The sequence below is a fragment of the Streptomyces sp. G-G2 genome, assembly GCF_030063135.1.
Classification (GTDB): domain Bacteria; phylum Actinomycetota; class Actinomycetes; order Streptomycetales; family Streptomycetaceae; genus Streptomyces.
The window spans coordinates 11,918-29,622 of the sequence record NZ_JASISO010000018.1 but is presented as its reverse complement, the minus strand read 5'-3'; the positions used below and the strand labels follow the sequence as shown (position 1 = coordinate 29,622).

Below are 17,705 nucleotides of genomic sequence, written 5' to 3'. Positions count from 1 at the left end.
CCGGAAGTGTCTCGATGTGTCCAGTTTCTCTGTTCAAGATCCACCGGACCATCGGGGCAGCAGGCCGAAGCGCAGGCCAGGTAGCGGCCCCCAGCAGGGTCGGGGTAACCCCCGGCCCACCTCAACGTCCCCGGCCCCGGCCCCGGGGATCCGATCCGCGTCGGCGCGAGGGCCGCGCTGGTCGGCGTATACGTCCTGCACCCGCGCGGCGCCCACCGCGCGGGGCGGTCGGCTCACGGGCGTCGGTGAGACGCGACGAGCGCGGCCACCGATCACGACTCCCGGGCCAGCTCGGGAACCGCTCCCCCGGATCCTGCGTCACCTCTTGAGGTGTGTGGTCGGCTGATGGAGGGGACCGGATGAGAACGCGGACGATGGTGAGCGTGGCGGTATCGGCCTGCGTGGCGCTGGTGGCGTGCGCGTGCGGTCCGGAGAAGACGAAGGAGGACGCGGACGCGAAGCCTGCGCAGCCGTCCGCGTCCACCCGGGCAGAAGAGCCGTCGGCCACGCCGTCCGCGTCCCCTCGGACCGAGAAGCCGTCGGCCACCCCGACCGGGAACCAGCCCGCGCCCAGGACGAAGGAGCGCGCGATCGAGCGGTACGAGCAGTACCTCCACGCCCTCGGCCGCGAGGACATCGCCACCGTCTGCGAAGTTGCCGGGCCCGGCGCGAAGAAGGCGCAGGACGAGGGGTTCGGTCCGTGCACGTCGACATACGTCGTGGTGTTCCAGATGATCTCACCGGAGCAGAAGAAGGCCCTGCAGAGCGCGACGGTCGACCCGCGGCGCGTCATCGTGCGCACCCCCGACAAGGTCGAGATGCCACTCGAAGCGGTCAGGTCCTCCGCAACCTTCTCCGAGAGCGACCTCGGCAGCTACACCCTGGAGTACCTCAAGAACGATTACTACATCACCGACGGAATGTGACGCGCCGTACGGGAAGCCGCCTGGCGGTAGGAGCAGGCTCGTCCCCACGGCCTTCACGCTGATCAATGCCTGGACGATGGGCTGCCCAGTGGGTGTCTGGTGGTGGCTCAGACGCCAGGAACCCGGTCCAGGAATCCCTGCACAGATATGATGCGGCCGTCTTCGGACAGCGTGATCACATCGAACCCTGCGGCCGGGGATGAACCGTCCGCGGTGGACACCAGGTCCCATGTGAACCTGGCCGTGTTGTGGTGCCCGTCGACCTCACCGGTCAGCTTGAACTCGAAGCCGGGGAACTGCTGGTGTGCGGCGGCGATGCCGGCGGCCAGCTGCTCGTGACCGCGTACGTCCATCAGCGGGTCGGTATAGGCGCCGTCCTCCGTCCATGCCGCGGCGACCGCATCCGCGAGGGCGTCGCCATCACGGGCGTTCCACGCCGCGAAGTAGCGCTCGACCGCGGCCCCGAACGTGTTGAGGGTGCTCATGGATACCGTCTCCTCTAGTCTCGGTCAGCTGCCTCAGAGCCGGTGCGGCTCATGGGGCAATCCTGCGACGGGAGGGCCGGCCGGGTCGATTACCTGCCAGGTAGGGCAAGCCGCGTGAAGAGTTCCGATGCGCGGAGCGTGCGGAGCCAAGAACCGGCGTACGCGCTACGAGACCGGTCCGCGGCCCCGCACCACCTCGACGCGCACCCGCAGGTGTCAAGCCCCCGCGGATCAGCGTCAGTCGGCAACAGGGCCGAGCGTGAGGACTCAGGCTGGCGAACCCGTCAGGACCTCCACCTTGCCGGTGTCCAGCGAGTAGTAGGCACCGACAACGGCCAGGGCGCCCTTCTTCGCGAGGGGCCCCAGATCCGCGTTGGCCCTCAAATCGTCCGCGGTGAGCCTGACTTGGTGGTGAATCATGGTGTCGACTGGATCGGCGCCCGGATCCTTGACCGTCAGCCGGTACGCCGGCTCCACCGCCTTGACAATCGCCTGGAGATTGCCGGGCAGGGGCGCACCGTCCTTCAACGACTTGTACGCCGCCTCAATGGCCCCGCAGCGCTGGTGTCCGAGCACCACGATCAGCGGAGTGGCGCCCGTCATGGGCCCGTACTCGACAGAGCCGGTGACGACCGCACCGATCGCCTGGCCGCCCGTACGCAGGACGTACAGATCACCGAGTCCCGTGTCGAAGACGAGCTCGGGCGGCACCCGGGAGTCGATGCAGGAGAGAATCACCCCGAAGGGGTTCTGCGCCGCGGCGACGAACGCACGCCGCTTGGGATCCCGGTCGGGGTGATCAAGGTCCCCGCTCACCCAGCGGACGTTGCCCTCCATCAGGCGCGCGAACGCGACCTTGGGCGTGTCCGGCCGTGGCTGCGGCGCGGCGGTCGTCGCCTTCGGAGTGCCGGCCGACGAGCACCCCGCGAGGGCAACGGCAGCGGCGGCCAGGCCGCCGGTCACCATGCTTCTGCGAGCCGGAAGTCCCGCTGTGTCCATGGGTGGTACCCCTCGTTGCCGCAGAGACGTATCGGTACGCCGTTACGGCCGCGATTGTCCGGCATGCCGGAACGAGGCACAGGCCGCCATCCGCCGGCGCGGACACGATTACCTCAGACAGCCCACACGTCGGGCGAGGGACCGCCGCGTCCGGAGCCGAGATCGCGTTCCTGGGCACATCAGTGGCCGTGGACAGACGGGAGGCCCGGCATGTCGCCCTGCGTCAAACCCCCCTGCGCGCGGCGCCCCGGCTCGACACGGATCAGGGCCGCGCGATTGCGCGGCCCTGATCGTGTGCGTCTCACATCCCGCTGAGGCCCGGGCGACGTTCAGGCGAACGATGCTCCGCGGACGGTACGTATCCGTGCACGGGCATCCGTACGCGCCGCTCCCGGCGTCCGGGGCGGGGCGAGATCGGTCGGGCTAGGCCGGGCTGATGTTCTCGGCCTGCGGGCCCTTCTGGCCCTGGGTGACGTCGAACGTCACGACCTGGCCCTCCTGGAGCTCACGGAAGCCCGAGGAATTGATCGCCGAGTAGTGGGCGAACACGTCCGGGCCGCCACCCTCCTGAGCGATGAAGCCGAAGCCCTTTTCAGCGTTGAACCACTTCACAGTTCCCGTAGCCATGTTTCATGCCTTCCAGTCGATGAACGCCAACCGCACCATGCGGAAGACGGAGGTGATCGCCCTGGTTCCTGCGGCACAGCACAGCAAAACGCCCACACCTTCGGCGTGGGCAAAGGGGAACTTCCGAACCACGACAGCTGACGCAAACGCTACACGCCCACCTCAGCCCCGCACCAGAGGAAACGAGCCCGTGTCACGCCCGCGACACACGCGGACGGGCGTGCCCGCCGAGAGCTCGGAGGAAGCCGGGGCTGGTGGCCCCCGACGACACCCCGATCGGCGACCCTGACCGCCCACCGCCTGCCCGGGACCCGGGACCCGCCGCAGAACGTTCCGCGACTGCCGCCGCGCGGCCCGTACGCACGTGCACACATGGCAGGGCCCGCCCGGGGGTGCTGACCGGGCGGGCCCGCCACGTCACGGCGCTGACTACAGCGCGTCGTCACGCATGTCGTCGTCCAGCTCCCCTTCACGGCGGCGCGTGGGCTCCTCACGGCTTTCGCGCGACGGGCGGCCGGGCATCTCCTTCGGCTCGTCCTGGCCGGGACGCTGCCTCTCGTGCTGCCGCTCCTGCTCTTCGCGGCCCTTGCTCGGCTGCTGGTTCTTGTCCTGCGTACCGCTCATCGTTCACTCCGTGAAAGCCGGGGATGTTCCACCCGCCACGCTGCCACGAATCGTCACAGACCGCATGTTTTCGTGACGGATGGTAATGGTGGGAGTGGGTCGTCGTAGGGCGCCACGTCGCGCCCGGGGCGCGGCTCGCTCACGCTCAGCCACCACACGCCACCCGCCTGACGGCCACCTGACGGCCCCAGAATGCGGCGGGGGTCAGCCGGGAAGCTTGTAGGTCACGTCCTTGGGGAGCGGGGACGGCGCCGTGCCCGCATAGAGGAGCCGGATCGTGGTGAACCGCTGGAGGTCCGGGTGGGCGGACCACGGCTGGGGGTCGCTCAGGGTCACGGAGACGGGGTACCTGTGGAATCTGCCGGCCGCGCAGTAGGGAACGCAGTCGTTCGCCAGGTCCGTGCCAGTGGCCGTCGCGGTCCGCGTGCTCCAGCTGTCCCAGTGGAGCCGGACGAGCTTGTTGTTGCCGTCGCCGCAGGCCAGCAGGTATTCCTCGGGGCGCACCTGTGCCTGGGCGAAGCAGTCGACGACCAGGACCGGGTCCCGTTCGGGGACTCTCCGGGCCTGGGCGGCGGCTGGCGCGGTCGCAGCGGCGAGTGCCGCGGCCGCACAGAGCAGCACCGCCGTCCGCACGTGGGTCCGGAGCGCGGGAGTGCGCCTGTCGTTTCCTGAAGCGTCCACGAGACCTCCTCGCCCGGCCGCGGCTGCTGCCGCCGCCGCATCCAGCTTTCCCCATCCGGATGTGCGGCGCACCCGCTGCGGCGGCCTCACGGCGCTGCGGAGCATCGGTTCGTCGGCGTCGCCCCATGGCCGCGGAGCTGGAGGAGCCAGGGACAGCAGCTGTCGTTGAGTCACCCCCTCGCTGGGCCGGCCTCCGGCCACCGGTCACACCTACTCGCCGGCGGCTCCCGCCGCCGTCCCCTCAGACGGTCGGCGCGGCGTGCTCCGCGCTCACCCCTCGCGGCTCGGGAGGATCTCCTTGACCTTGGCAATGGCGAAGCCCCAGCCCTGCGACACGGTCGGCTTGCCCGGCACGGCCACTTCCTCCGGGTTGGTGAGCACGTCCAGCAGGACCGGGCCCGGCGTCTCGAAGGCCCGGCGGACGCTGTCGTCGAGGTCTGCCGGGTCGGTGACGCGGATCCCGGTCAGACCGAGGGCCGTGGCGACGGCGGCGAAGTCTGGATTGTCGAGTTCCGTACCGAATTCGGGCAGGCCTGCTTGCTCCTGTTCGAGCTTGACCATGCCCAAGCGGCGGTTGTCGAAGACGACGAGCTTGACCGGCAGCTGGTACGTCTTGATCGTCATGAGGTCCCCGAGCAGCATGCTCAGTCCGCCGTCGCCGCAGAAGGCGACGATCTGCCGGTCCGGCGCCCAGAGCTGGGCCCCGAGGGCCTGGGGCATGGCGTTGGCCATCGAGCCGAGGTTGTACGAGCCGATCAGCCGCCTGGTGCCGCGCATGGTGACGAAGCGGGAGAGCCAGACGGTGGCCATACCGGTGTCGGAGGTGAACACGGCGTCGTCGGCGGCATGGCCGTCCACGGCGGCGGCCAGCGCCTCGGGGCGGATCTGATGGTCGCGGTTGTCCAGCGCCGCCCGGAGCTTCCCGGTCCAGCGGTGGTCGTGGTGCGGGTCGGCCAGGCGCTGCTGGCCTTCCTGCCAGTGGGCGAACCGCTCCCGGGCCGCGTCAAGGTGGGTACGGTCCGGCACCTCCTCCAGCAGCGGCAGCAAGGCCCGCAGAGTGGCTCCGACATCGCCCGCGAGACCCACGTCCACGGGAACCCGGCGGCCCAGGTGCTCCTCGCGGGTGTCGATCTGGACGACCTTGCAGTCCTTCGGGTACCAGTCGCGGTAGGGGAAGTCGGTGCCCAGCATGAGGAGCGCGTCACCGCTGTCGAGTGCGTGGGAGGCGGCGGGGTTGCCGATCAGCCCGGTCTGGCCCACCTGGAAGGGGTTGCCGTCCTCGAAGCCCTCCTTCCCCTTGAGCGTGAGCACCATCGGCGAGGAGAGCAGCTCGGCGGTACGCAGGACCTCGGCGCGGGCGTCGCGTGCCCCGCGGCCGACCAGCAGGGTGACGCGGGAGGCGGAGTTCAGGAGTTCGGCGGCCTGGGCGAGGGCGGGGTCGTCGGGCCGGGTGACGGCCCGGTCGAGGGCGAAGCGCGTCGGTCGGTCCTCGCCCAGTTCCTGGTCGCCGAGGTCGCCGGGGACCGTCAGGACGGCCACTCCGCCCTGGCTGACGGCCGCGCGCACGGCTGATTCGAGCATGCGGGGCATCTGCTCGGGAGAAGTGACGGTGGCGCGGTAGACGGCCACGTCACGAAAGAGCAGGTCGTTGTCGACTTCCTGGAAGTAGTCGCTGCCGATCTCGGCGAGGGGCACCTGCCCGCAGATCGCGAGGACGGGGGTGTGGCTCTTGGCCGCGTCGTACAGCCCGTTGAGGAGGTGTACGGAGCCCGGTCCCACGGTTCCCATGCACACGCCGAGGTTTCCGGAGAGCTGCGACTGGGCCCCGGCGGCGAAGGCCGCGGCCTCTTCGTGCCGGCAGCCGACCCAGTCCAGGTCGTCCGTGGTGCGAATCGCGTCGGTCAGCGGGTTCAGGGCGTCTCCGACGACGCCGAAGACGTGTCGGACACCCAGCTCCTTGAGTGCGTCGACGATGACGTGGGCGACGGTTCGTGCCACGGGAAGGCCTCCGGTCCGGCGGTTGTCAGTGCGTGAAGCGGTCGGGATCGGCCGCCAGCCAATCGGATGCCCAGTCGTCGGGAGGTGATGCGAGCAGCTGTCCGGGTGTGAGCCATTCGTACAGTTCGGCGTACGAGCGCACCGTCTGCGGGTCCACGCGCTGGAGCAGCATGTGGGGGTGCAGATCCTGCGGCTCGTCGACCCCCATCGACGCAATGATCTGGAGGGCGCTCTTGACCGTCGCCTCCTGGTAGCGCCGTACGCGCTGCGACTTGTCGCCGACGTCGAGCGCGCGGGCGCGCCGCTCGTCCTGGGTGGCGACTCCCACGGGGCAGGTGTTGGTGTGGCAGCGCTGGGCCTGGATGCAGCCGATCGCGAACATCATCGCGCGGGCCGCGTTCGTGTAGTCGGCGCCTTGGAGCAGGCGTTTGACGAGGTCACTGCCGGTGGCGACCTTGCCGCTGGCTCCGATCCGGATCCGGTCGCGCAGTCCGACCCCCACGAGGGCGTTGTGCACGGTCATCAGCCCTTCGCTGAGCGGCAGGCCGACGTTGTCGGCGAACTCCAGCGGCGCCGCGCCCGTACCGCCCTCCGCGCCGTCGACGACGATGAAGTCGGGCGTGACGTCCTCGTCCCGCATGGCCTTGCACACGGCGAGGAACTCACGGCGCGAACCGACGCACAGCTTGAATCCGACGGGCTTTCCGTCGGCCAGCTCGCGCATCCGGGCGAGGAAACGGACCAGCTCCCGGGGCGTGGAGTAGACGCGGTGGAAGGGCGGCGAGATCACGGTCTCGCCCTGCGGGACCCCCCGTACCCGTGCGATCTCGGCGTTCACCTTGGCTCCCGGCAGCACCCCGCCGATACCGGGCTTGGCACCCTGGCTGATCTTCAGCGATACGCACTTGACCTGCGCGTCGGCCGCCTTTTCGGCGAACTGCCGTTCGTCGAAGCCGCCGTCGTCCGTCCGGCACCCGAAGTATCCGGTGCCGATCTCCCAGACGAGGTCCCCTCCGGGGCGCAGGTGGTACTCGGAGAGGCCGCCCTCGCCGGTGTCGTGGGCGAAGCCTCCGAGCCGCGCGCCGGTGTTGAGGGCGAGTACGGCGTTGGCGGACAGCGAGCCGAAGCTCATCGCCGAGACGTTGAGGAGGGCCATGTCGTACGGCCGGGTGCAGTCGGGCCCGCCGATCCGGACCCTGGGCGGGTCGGTGCGCACCGGCCGGGGGGCCATGGACGGGGTCAGGTACTCGCTGCCGGCCTGGTACAGGTCCCGCTCGGTGCCGAACGGCTCCGCGGCGTCGGTGCCCTTGGCCCGTTCGTAGACGATGCTGCGCGTGTCGCGGTCGAAGGGGCGCCCGTCGAAGTTCCGCTCGATGAAGTACTGCTGGAGCTCCGGCCGCAGCGCCTCCATCGCGAACCGGAGGTGCCCGAGCAGGGGGTAGTTGCGCAGCACGGAATGTCGGCGCTGCACGAGGTCGTACACAGCCACCACGACGAGCAGCAGTAGCGGGAGGGCCGCGGCCCACCACCAGGGCGAGACCTGGAGGGCGGCGGCCGAGGCACCCACGGCGAGCGATCCGGACAAAACGAGCACGAGTATCTTCAGCACACCACTCTTCTGTCCCGAAGCCCGGCCCTCAATCAGTACCGCTACTCGCAGGTCACGGCGGTCCGGGGGCCGCCGTTGCGGGCCGTCGGGCTCCGGCTCCCGGCTCCGGCTCCGGCTCCGCTGGTGAAGCTCAGTGCGGGGCCCGGGGCCCGGGACCCACCCGGCCCGGCGCGCTCTCGCCCCACGCGAGGGCCGCCGCACGAGCCCGCTCACCTCCCCGCAGACCGCCCCCCTCCTGAAGCACCCCAGTGATGCGGCGCAGCAGACGGGGGCGGGGTCCCATGTCGCGGCGACTCGCGCACGTACAGTCGTGGCCGTCAGGCCGGGGCGGGCCGAGGGGGCGCCTCGGCCCTCTTTTCGGTCGGCCGCCACTGGGTAGGCGGGGCGGTGGCCGTGGGAACGGCACCCCGAAGGAGAACAACCATGATCACTCAGAACCAGGTGCAGGAGCCGGCCTGGTGCACGGCCCCCACGGAGCGGGGCAGCCGGTCGGCGGGGCGGGAGTGCGTGCTGCCGGACGACACCCCCGGACGGCCGGAGCGAACGCGGCTCGTCCACCGGCCCTCGGGCCCGGGCGGGACGGCTGCGGCGCGCTCGGTTCGAACGATGATCCTCACGCCGCGGAGCCCCCGCAGGTGGCCCGCGCGGTCGATGCCGTGGAACACGACACGAAGGGCAGGGCCGCCATGGGGCGCGACCGTGTGACCGCCAGCACCCGCCACCCTCGCCACGAGCGTCGTGGAGAGGCTCGGCTCCCGGCCGTGGCCGCGACACTTGTGGCGATCTGCCTGTATCTGGCGCTGCCCCAGCAGCTTCTGGTCGCCCCCCGGTACGTTCTGCCCGGCCTGGAGATCCTGCTGCTGCTGCCGCTGATCGCCATCAACCCACGACGTCTGACGCGTCAGACGAGGACGTTTCGGGCGCTGTCCCTCACCCTCGTGCTGATCATCGCGGCAAGCAACCTGGTGGCACTGGGGCTACTTGTCGACCAGCTGGTCCACGCGAAGGTCTCGGACGGTCGCTCGCTGTTGATCGCGGCCTTCCAGGTCTGGCTGACGAACATCATCGTGTTCGGCCTGGCCTACTGGGAACTCGACCGGGGAGGCCCGGTGAGCCGTACGCAGGTCCCCCGCGACGAGCTGCCGTTGGCGGACTTCCGCTTCTCCCAGGACGAGAACGACGACGCGGTCGAAGAAGTCGCGGACGGGGCGAGCAAGAATTCCGACTGGGTCCCGACGCTGGCGGACTACCTGTACGTGTCCGTCACGAACTCCACCGCCTTCAGTCCGACGGACACGATGCCGCTCTCCTCCCGGGCGAAACTCATGATGGCCGTCGAGAGCGTGGCCGCCCTGCTCACCTCGCTCCTGGTGATCGCCCGCGCGGTGAGCATCCTCCACTGAACCCGGACCTGATCCCGCGAGAAGAACGGCTGCTGAGACGGCGGTTAACACCGCCGCTGACGACGTTGCCGACCGAAGAGCGGGGCCCGCGGGTGCACGGGCCCCTGCCTGCGCACGCCGACGGATACCGCGGCCAGCGCCGAGGCCAGACCGCCGACCGCGAGGCCGGCTCGGGGGGTCGCGGCGCTGGAGATCCATCCGATCAGCGGGGCCGTGAGCGGCGTGGTACCGAGGGAGGCGAGTGTGTACAAGCTCATGACACGGCCGCGCATGGCATCGTCCGTGCCCAGTTGCAGGGCCGACTTCACGGCCGTCATGAACAGGATCAGCACGGCGCCGGTGGGCACCAGCATGAGCAGGAAGGCCGCCTGGTGGGGCATCGTGCTCGTGACGACTTCCAGCACACCGAAGGCGAACGCCGTGCCCGCGAGGTAGGCGCGTCCGCAGTGGTCACTGCGTGCAGCCGCCACGGAACCCGTCACCGCGCCGACCGCGAACGCGGTGGAGCCGAGCCCGAAGGCGATCGACGAGGTGTGGAAGACGTCGCTCGCCATCAGGGCGGTGGTGATCTGGAAGTTCATGCCGAACCCCGCGACCACGCCGACCAGGATGAGGGGGGAGCCGAGGTCCGGGCGGCCCCGCACGTATCGCAGCAACTCCCGTACCTGCCCCTTGGGATGCCGGGCCGATGAGGAGACACCGGCCGTGCGCCGAGGTACCGGCTTCATGCGGAGCAGGGCACCGAGCACGACGAGGTAGGAGAAGGAGTTGAGGAAGAACGCGGGCGCGACCCCGAAGGCGCCGATCACAGGGCCGGTCAAGGCAGGGCCGGCGATCCGGGCGAGGTTGAACGCCGCGGTGTCCAGCGCCACCGCGTTGGGCAGGTCCGCCTTGGGAACGGTCTGTGCGATGAAGGACTGCAGGGCCGGCTTCTCCGCGGCCAAGGTCAGTCCCATCGCCAGCGCGAAGGCGTAGACGGCCCGCAGACTCACCGCACCGGTCAGGGCCAGCACTCCCGGCAGCAGGGAGACCAGGCACAGCACCGACTGGGTGACGAGCAGGATCTGCCGCTGCGGGTAGCGGTCCGCGAGGACTCCGCCCCACGGGCCGAGGAACAGCAGGGGGAGAAACTGGAGCGCCGTGACGACGCCAAGGGCGGTGCCGTCACCGTGGGACAGGTCGAGGACCAGCCAGGTCTGCGCCACTTTCTGCATCCACGTCCCGGTTTGGGAAGCGAGTTGGCCCACCGCGAGCAGGCGGAAGTCCCGGTGGCGCAGCGACCTGAGCGTCCGTCGGCTTCCGTTGCCGTCCGTCGATCGTGCGGGTCCCGGGCCGGGGCTGGGACTTAAGCCGGGGCTCGGGCTCGGGCTGGGGCTCGGGCTGGGGCTCGGGCTCGTGGTGTCCTCGTCAGATGGTGTGTCCGGGCGCACGGCCGGTTCCTCCTGGGCTTCGGATCCAGCGGGCTGACGTCCTCCGTACTCCTGGGTCCCGGAGCAGGACGCAGACGTGGACGACGGCGCGAGGGCGGACCCGGAGGCCGCCGGTCAAGCCGCACGCACACCGTCATCGGCCATCGGTCGCCGCCCGAGCTGGTTGGTCACCGCCGGGCGCGCAGCCGGGCGTCGCAGGTCCGGGCGATGGCCGGGACGATCTGATGCAGGTGTTCACGCCACCCGACGTTCGCGTTCACCTCGCAGATCGTGAAGCTGCCGTCCGGCTCGAAGAGCAGGTCCACGCCCGCGACTCCAAGCCCGAGCACCTCCGCCGCCGCCACCGCGAGCGCCTCCCCCGCGGGGTGCAGCCCGGTGCACGGGGTCGAGGTTCCGCCCTGGGCCAGGTTCGATTTGAGACCGCCGTCGGCGGCCACGCGGACCTGCGCCGCGACAGCCTGTCCGTCGACCACGACGACCCGCAGGTCCCGTCCGTGCGAGTACCGCACGTACTCCTGGAACAGGTAGGGCGCGTCGTCGCTGAGGCTGCCCTGGATGTCATGGAGCATCGCCGCGTCACGGGCCAGGAAGACACGTCGCCCGCGATGGCCTCGTACCGATTTCACCACGCACGGCTCCGGCACCCCCGCGCGGACCACATCCGTCATCGACGCGTCGACGTAGCTGCGGGTATCGGGTACGGGAAGCCCGGCGACCGCGAGTTGTTGCAGGTGCCAGAACTTGTTCACGCAGGCCAGCACGGCATCGATCGGGTTGAGCAGCACCGTGCCCATGCCCTCCAGGTGCCGCAGCAGGGTGATCTCCCGGTCCGTGGAGAGCCGGGGGGTGGACAGGCGCGCATAGGCGACTTCCGGCGGCGCGAGCGGCAAGCCCTGGAGGTCGTACAGCGTCAGGCGCCCGCCGGACACGCCGAGTACCAGCTCGCTGGTCCGCATCACCGCACTGCGGTCGCCCAGAACACGCTCGAACCCGTCCACGAGTTCAGCGGTGATCCGGTCCTGGTCAAGGGCGCCGCCGAGGATCAGCCAGAAAGGTGCGGTCGCTCGGCAGTCGGACAGGGGCTTCGCCGACACATCGGCCATGGTCATCAAAAGGCTCCTCAGGAAGTCAACGGCCTCCCCCCATGGGGTTGGCCGAGCGAGTAGCGGGTCGCCCGACGTCAACGGCAGCCCCGGCCGCAGGCCGACGGCTCCGCCAACACGGTGATGGCCCGGCCACCCTGTCACCCTGCAAGCCAATACGGCATTAATTAGCCCAAATAGGGCCGCGTTCGCACAATCACACCAGAAGGAAGGGGAACGGGCGGCCACTGAGCATCCGCCACTCCTGCTTCGAGCCCCTGCCACGCCGTCACGCCAGTGCTGTGACCGGGAAGGCCTGCCGGGTTCGGCGAGCGATGACGATGCCGGCCTCGGCCGGAGGCAGAGCGGGCCCGGTCGCAGCCAGCCTGGTCCGGACGGCCACCACCCGCCCGCCGTCCCGGAAACTCCCTTCGCCCGCTGTCCGGTGGCGAGTTGGGCAGGCACCGCCAGATCCGAGCTTGTCTACGCGAGGGCAGGGGCCACCCCGGCGGACAGGAGCCGGACGGCCGGCCCGGGTCCGTATCCGGGCGGGGAGGGCTTGCCCGGCCGACCCGCGGGTCAGCGTTGAGGTGACCAGCGAAGCCCCCGGGCCCCCTCACACAGCCGGACGGGGACCGCTTGGGCCCGGGTCGGCACGGGTGGCAGGGACCATCCGGCCCCTGGTGGCGTCCGAGGGCAGCGGTGACGATGGGAGCCGATAGCTCAGTAGGCGGGACACCGCGGAGGCCGGCCATGCCGGAGGATCCGGGAGTGTTGCCTCGGGAGGCTCGTACGTGGGCTTTCGGCCGGTGCGGCGAGAGTGCGTGCCGGGCGTCGCGACGGGGCGAACGTCGCCTGACGCGGCACTAGACGCGGAAGCGGACATCATGGTGGTCGGGGAGGCGGGTACAGCCGCGCAGGCCCTCGCCCGGGGCCCGGCCCTGCGCTCGGACGTGGCCGTGCTGGACGTACGGCTGCCGGACGGCGACGGGATCGCGGTCTGCCGTGAACTGCGCTCGCGGATGCCGGAGCTGGCGTGTCTGATCCTGACGTCCTTCGACGACGACGCGCTCCTCGACGCGATCATGGCCGGGGCCGCGGGTTACGTGCTGAAGGAGGTCACGGGGGCCGCCCTGGTCTCCGCGATCCGCACGGTGGCGTCCGGGCAGTCGATGCTGGACCCGGCCACCACGGGCCGTCTGATGCGCAGCCTCCGCGGGGACGGCGGCCCTCCGGAGGATGCCGAGGGGGCTCTGTCCGGGCTCTCCGAGCGGGAACGGGGGATCCTCGACCTGATCGGGGAGGGGCTGACCAACGCGGAGATCCGCCGTCGGATGTTCCTTTCGCAGAAGACGGTGAAGAACGGCATCTCCCCGCTGCTGGCCAAGCTGGGGGTCGACCGCCGCGTTCAGGCCGCGGTGCTCGCCGCGCAGGCCTCCGGCCGCCCCCGGGCGCAGCCCCGCTACAACCGGCGAACAGGGAACCTCCGGCCGGGCGGGCGGGCGTGCCTCATCCGGGGACACCGGGCACCCGCCACACCAGACGGGTGCCGCCCTGCGGGGCGGGGTCCACGGTCATGGCGCCGCCCAGGCGTCCGGCCCGCTCGGCGAGGTTGCGCAAGCCGCTGCCCTCGCGGTGGCCGCGGGACGGCATGCCCGTGCCGTTGTCGGTGACCGTGAGGGTGAGGGTGCCGGAGCGGACGACGAGCGCGACCGCGACGGCGGTGGCGTGCGCGTGGCGTGCGACGTTGGTCAGTGCCTCGCCGAGCACGGCGATGACGTGGTCGCCCACCGCGGGCGGCACATCGGTGTCGATGAGTCCTTCCATCCTCAGGACGGGCGTGCAGCCGAGGGCGGGGGCCGCCTGTTCCAGGGCTGCGACGGTCCGTGCGCGCAGGCCGCGCTGGGCGCGGGGGCCTTCGCGGGACCGCAGGCCGAAGATGGTCGATCTGATGATCTTGATGGTTTCGTCCAGGTCGTCCACGGCTCTGAGCAGCCGCTCGCTGGCCTGCGGGTGCTCGACGAAGCGTACGGCGCTCTGCAGGGTCATGCCGGTCGCGAAGAGCCGCTGGATGGCGAGGTCGTGCAGGTCCCGGGCGATCCGGTCGCGGTCTTCCAGCAGTGCCAGCTGCTCGGCGCCCCGTCGGCGTTCGCCCAGCTCCATCGCGAGGGCCGCCTGTCCCGCGAAGGCCATCAGCGGGGCCGTCTCGGTCTCCGTGAACGGCGCCAGGCCCTGGGCCCGGGCCAGCAGCAGTACGCCCCGCACACGCTCCCCGGCGCCCATGGGCACCGCCACGGCCGGGCCCAGCCCGTCCCAGCGCGGCGCGTCGGCCTCCGTCCGCGGATCGCGGGCGATATCACGACTGGTGAGGGGTCCGTGGGCCGCGAGGGCCGCCCCGGCGAACGATCCTTCCCGGGGCAGTGTCAGTCCCCGGTGCTGCGCCGCGTCGACACCGGCGGCCAGGGCGACGCGCAGGTCGTCCGTACCCGGTACGGTCAGGGCCACCAGGCCGAGGTCGGCGGCGAGGATCCGTCCGGCACGCTCCACGATCAGCTGCAGGACAGCGTCCTCGTCGGCGCCCGACAGCAGGGTGGAGACGATCTCGGAGTTGGCCTCGATCCAGCTCTGCCGGTACGAGGCCCGTTCGCTCAGGCGGGCGTTCGCGATGGCCACGCCCGCAGCCGAGGCCAGGAGGGACAGGTCCCGATCGTCCGCCGCGTCGAAGGCCCGGTCCCGCCGCTCCCGCTTCAGGTACAGGCAGCCGAGTACGTCGTCGCCGCCCTTGACGGCAGCGCCCAGGAACGCCCCGGCCCGCCCGACGGGCTTTCCCGCCGTCTGGAGGCCGCGGAGCTGGGCGTCGTCGCCGACCACGCACAGGGCGCCGTATCGGGCGTCCACGAGGACCACGGCGGCATCGAGGATCCGCTGGAGTGCCTGGGGCTGGTCCAGCGCCCGGTCGGCCGAGAGGACGACTTCCAGCAGGCCGGCCATTCGTCTCGGCCCGCCGAGCGGGCGGGGCCCGCCGGGCCGGGGCCTCGCGTCCGGCGGGCCGGGCAGTACGGGGCCGCCGACGTCACCGCTTCCTGAGTCGCCCACCGGTTCCTCCGTCGGGACACACCTCGTGGCGGGCTTGGTCGCCGCCCCTCCACGGTAGCGCTCCGCGTGGGCGGCGGCCCGTGCGGTGCGCGGCGCCGAACGGCCACAGGGGCTCCATCGTCCTCGTGCGTGACCGTGACCGCTCCGACGGGCTCCGACGGGCTCCGACGGGTGGGGAGCGCCGACTGCGGCGTGAGCGGACCGTGACTGCGGGCGAGGAGGGAGAGCCTGGCCGGCCAGCTCGGGTGTGCGATGACCCAGTCGCACGGAAGCGCCGGACCGCAGGGCGCCGGTCCGCACCCTGCGGAAGACGTCGAGGCCGCTGCCGTCGCCTCCTTCGCCAGGAAGGACCGCAGGCCGCCTCTGATTGCGATGCTCTCCGGGCGCAGGCGCTCCGGGCAGGGGCCGAACGGTCCAGACCCGTGCGGTGTGTGGTGCCGTCAGGGCCGGTCGGTCCCCCGAAAGGGGCCGGTCGGCCCGCGTACAGGGTCGGTGGCCCGGCCGAGAATGGCAGGGGGCTCGAACGGAGGCACGTCATGCGCATCCTCTCGCCGGCCCGGCTGGCCAATGCCCTGCCCCCCGCATACCGGGACCGGCTGATGGCACAGGCCCACGAGGTCAACTTTCCCGAAGGCACCCGTCTCTTCGAAGAGGGCGGCCGCGCCGACCGGTTCTGGATCGTACGGTCGGGCATCGTGACGCTGGACATGCACCTGCCGGGCAGTGGGCCTGCGCTCATCGAGCGCCTCGGCCCCGGTGAACTGGTCGGCTGGTCCTGGCTGCTGGCACCGTACGAGTGGCACAACGGCGCCGAGGCGGCGACTCCTGTACGCACGGACCAGTTCGACGCGACGGCCGTGCGGATGATGATGGACGCCGACCCGGCGTTCGGCTCCATGGTCGGCAACTGGGTGGCGCGCGTGCTGGCCCACCGCCTCCAGGGAACCCGCGTACAGCTGCTCCAGCAGTACGCCAACCACGGCAGTACCAGCAGCGTGTGACCGCGAGCGCCGTCGGCCGGTTCAGCCTGCGGCGCCCCGCGTCGGCCCCCGCACCACGCGTCGGCCGCTGATCAGCGACGGAGCGACGGTCATCCAGTGCGTACGCTCCCCACCCGCCCAGGGCAGGGAGGGCGCGGTGGCGTCCAGCCGGCGGACGGCCGAGTCCTCGCTGACCCGCGACAGCTCACCCATGACCAGCACGCTCCAGCCCTGGCTCATGGCGTCATCGATCTGGTCGACCTCGAAGGCCGCGTCGGTTCCGGCCGCCGCTGCGAGAGTCCCGTCACCGGAGGTACGGAAGGCGACCCGCCCGTCCGCCATCACGTAGTTGACGGGTGAGACGGTCGGCCCGTTCGCGGTGACGATCGCCATCCTGCCGATGCCGTGCGTGGAGAGCAGCCGACGGCACTCCGCATCGCTCAGCACGACCAGTTCACCCTCCCGCGATCCGGCGGCCCGGCCCGGGGGGCTCTCGGTCGTCGTGCCGGTCAGTTCGTCGACCGTCGTACCCAGCGCGTCGGCGAGCCGCAGGAGAGAGCCGATGCCCGGAGCCACGGCATGGTCTTCGAGGTAGGCGACGTACGAAGCGGCGAGCCCGCTGCGCTCGGCCACCTGTTCACGGCTGAGGGAGAGATCGCGTCGGCGCGCCGCGGCGCGCCGACCGAGATCGCTGCGCCCGGCCGGCCCTCCGGTCGGGACGGAACGCGCAGGGGTACTGGTCATGATGTTCAGGCCTCCGGTCGCGGCAAGGGGGTCGGGCGGGGCGGTGGGCCGGGCAGCGGGCGGACGGGCCGTTCCCCGGCCGATCGGTTCAGCCGCGTTTCTCCTCTTCGGCTTCCATGAGCCGGATGCCCTGATGGGTGAGGGTGACCATGGCAGGGATGTTGCCCGGTTCCCAGTCGATGGTGATCAGGCCCTCCCCCGCCAGGTAGGTGCAGGCGGCGGCGAGGTCCTGTTCCGGGATGTCGAGGTCGTGGGCGAGCCGGGCTCCGGTCATTCCGAGGAGGCGGTTGCCTTCGATGGCTTCGTACAGGGCCCCGAGGATCTGCTCGCGGTAGGCCTTTCGCTCGCGGAGGGTCGCCATGACCACACCTCTCATACAGGGTCGGGGGCGTGGCCGTCAGATCTCGTCGGCGTGGGTACTGGCGCGGCTGCCGGTGGGCGGCCTGCTGCGGGCCAGCCAGGAGCGTGCGGGACCGGCCGCAGCGTCGGTGTCGACGGTGAGATGGAGCCGGGTACCGCCGTCCGGGGCCGGGTAACTGCGCTGTTCGGAGCCGGCGAAGCAGCGGCGCAGGACCTCAGCGACCGCGCGGGCGGCCCCCGGGGAGGCCGCGACGACGCGGACCTCCGCCCGTCCGCTCGACGGCGGGGTCCGCGTCCCAGCCTGGGTCTGGGTCCGGGTCTGGATCTGGGCCTGGGTCCGGGTTTCGATTGTCTTCACGAGGCGGCGTTCCTTTCGGATGGAGACGGCACGTCGGCGGCCGGGGGCGCCGACCGCCACCCGCTGCCCCCGGTCAGAAGGGTCCGGGTCCTCTGGTGGCGCCCGGGCGGTCGACCGGATCGCTGTCTCCGCGGGTCGGCCCGTGGTGCTTCCTGTCCCACCGCCCGATGCCCGGGAGCGTGTCGCTGAAGTGGTGGGCGGCGATGCGGGCGTCGTGCTGGGCGTTGAGCAGGTGGATCAGGCGCATGCCGATGCCGGTCGCCAGGAGGATGACCGCGATGAGGATGACGGCGTCCATGGCGC

At 71.3% G+C, this 17,705-nt stretch carries 17 protein-coding genes and 1 pseudogene; 4 read left to right on the top strand and 14 right to left on the bottom strand.

Going from position 1 to position 17,705, the window contains the following annotated elements; translation table 11 throughout:
- Positions 1-359: 359 nt before the first annotated feature.
- Positions 360-926 (top strand): hypothetical protein, encoded by a 567-nt coding sequence (locus tag QMF80_RS16240; RefSeq protein WP_283453817.1) that lies wholly within the window; start codon positions 360-362, stop codon positions 924-926.
- A gap of 107 nt (positions 927-1,033) precedes the next feature.
- Here the strand turns inward: QMF80_RS16240 and QMF80_RS16235 are convergent, their stop codons facing one another.
- The 7 genes from QMF80_RS16235 to QMF80_RS16205 form a co-directional block, all read right to left on the bottom strand.
- The gene (locus QMF80_RS16235) at positions 1,034-1,411 is read right to left on the bottom strand and encodes a nuclear transport factor 2 family protein (protein WP_283453815.1); all 378 of its coding nucleotides are present in this window, start codon (positions 1,409-1,411) and stop codon (positions 1,034-1,036) included.
- A 267-nt stretch (positions 1,412-1,678) separates the two neighbouring features.
- Entirely contained in the window at positions 1,679-2,377 is a 699-nt protein-coding gene (locus QMF80_RS16230; RefSeq protein ID WP_283453813.1) for a carbonic anhydrase, read from the bottom strand.
- A gap of 456 nt (positions 2,378-2,833) precedes the next feature.
- Positions 2,834-3,037: a cold-shock protein gene (locus tag QMF80_RS16225; RefSeq protein WP_283453811.1), complete on the bottom strand. Its 204-nt coding sequence runs from the start codon at positions 3,035-3,037 to the stop codon at positions 2,834-2,836.
- 429 nt (positions 3,038-3,466) lie between these two features.
- Positions 3,467-3,661: a hypothetical protein gene (locus QMF80_RS16220; protein ID WP_283453809.1), complete on the bottom strand. Its 195-nt coding sequence runs from the start codon at positions 3,659-3,661 to the stop codon at positions 3,467-3,469.
- A gap of 204 nt (positions 3,662-3,865) precedes the next feature.
- Positions 3,866-4,342, bottom strand: a complete 477-nt coding sequence (locus QMF80_RS16215; protein WP_283453808.1) for a hypothetical protein — start codon at positions 4,340-4,342, stop codon at positions 3,866-3,868.
- 270 nt (positions 4,343-4,612) lie between these two features.
- The gene (locus QMF80_RS16210; RefSeq protein ID WP_283453806.1) at positions 4,613-6,340 is read right to left on the bottom strand and encodes a thiamine pyrophosphate-dependent enzyme; all 1,728 of its coding nucleotides are present in this window, start codon (positions 6,338-6,340) and stop codon (positions 4,613-4,615) included.
- Between the two features lie 25 nt (positions 6,341-6,365).
- Positions 6,366-7,946, bottom strand: coding sequence for an FMN-binding glutamate synthase family protein (locus QMF80_RS16205; protein WP_502962864.1), 1,581 nt, complete (start codon positions 7,944-7,946; stop codon positions 6,366-6,368).
- Positions 7,947-8,710: 764 nt separating this feature from the next.
- Between QMF80_RS16205 and QMF80_RS16200 the strand changes: the two genes are divergently transcribed.
- Positions 8,711-9,352, top strand: coding sequence for a hypothetical protein (locus QMF80_RS16200; RefSeq protein WP_283453802.1), 642 nt, complete (start codon positions 8,711-8,713; stop codon positions 9,350-9,352).
- A 44-nt stretch (positions 9,353-9,396) separates the two neighbouring features.
- Here QMF80_RS16200 and QMF80_RS16195 read toward each other — a convergent pair whose 3' ends face one another.
- Both QMF80_RS16195 and QMF80_RS16190 read right to left on the bottom strand, forming a co-directional pair.
- Positions 9,397-10,782 (bottom strand): MFS transporter, encoded by a 1,386-nt coding sequence (locus QMF80_RS16195; RefSeq protein ID WP_283453800.1) that lies wholly within the window; start codon positions 10,780-10,782, stop codon positions 9,397-9,399.
- Between the two features lie 167 nt (positions 10,783-10,949).
- Positions 10,950-11,891 (bottom strand): RimK family alpha-L-glutamate ligase, encoded by a 942-nt coding sequence (locus QMF80_RS16190; protein ID WP_283453798.1) that lies wholly within the window; start codon positions 11,889-11,891, stop codon positions 10,950-10,952.
- 797 nt (positions 11,892-12,688) lie between these two features.
- On the opposite strand from QMF80_RS16190, the pseudogene QMF80_RS16185 reads away from it, so the two are divergent.
- Positions 12,689-13,324: pseudogene (locus tag QMF80_RS16185) on the top strand (response regulator); the annotation flags it as partial.
- 49 nt (positions 13,325-13,373) lie between these two features.
- On the opposite strand, the gene QMF80_RS16180 reads toward QMF80_RS16185, so the two are convergent.
- Positions 13,374-14,960, bottom strand: coding sequence for a GAF domain-containing protein (locus QMF80_RS16180; RefSeq protein WP_283453796.1), 1,587 nt, complete (start codon positions 14,958-14,960; stop codon positions 13,374-13,376).
- A 599-nt stretch (positions 14,961-15,559) separates the two neighbouring features.
- On the opposite strand from QMF80_RS16180, the gene QMF80_RS16175 reads away from it, so the two are divergent.
- A complete protein-coding gene (locus QMF80_RS16175; RefSeq protein WP_349372211.1) occupies positions 15,560-15,961 on the top strand; it encodes a cyclic nucleotide-binding domain-containing protein in 402 nt (133 codons plus the stop codon).
- A 21-nt stretch (positions 15,962-15,982) separates the two neighbouring features.
- Here QMF80_RS16175 and QMF80_RS16170 read toward each other — a convergent pair whose 3' ends face one another.
- From QMF80_RS16170 to QMF80_RS16155, 4 genes are all read right to left on the bottom strand, one after another.
- On the bottom strand, positions 15,983-16,684 hold the full coding sequence (locus QMF80_RS16170; RefSeq protein ID WP_283453792.1) for a helix-turn-helix domain-containing protein: 702 nt from the start codon (positions 16,682-16,684) through the stop codon (positions 15,983-15,985).
- Between the two features lie 88 nt (positions 16,685-16,772).
- Complete coding sequence (locus QMF80_RS16165; protein ID WP_283453790.1) at positions 16,773-17,045, bottom strand: hypothetical protein; 273 nt, start codon at positions 17,043-17,045, stop codon at positions 16,773-16,775.
- Positions 17,046-17,081: 36 nt separating this feature from the next.
- Positions 17,082-17,369, bottom strand: a complete 288-nt coding sequence (locus QMF80_RS16160; protein ID WP_283453989.1) for a hypothetical protein — start codon at positions 17,367-17,369, stop codon at positions 17,082-17,084.
- 106 nt (positions 17,370-17,475) lie between these two features.
- Positions 17,476-17,700 carry a hypothetical protein gene (locus QMF80_RS16155; RefSeq protein WP_283453788.1) on the bottom strand — a complete coding sequence of 75 codons (225 nt, stop codon included), beginning with the start codon at positions 17,698-17,700 and terminating at the stop codon, positions 17,476-17,478.
- Between the last annotated feature and the right edge of the window lie 5 nt (positions 17,701-17,705).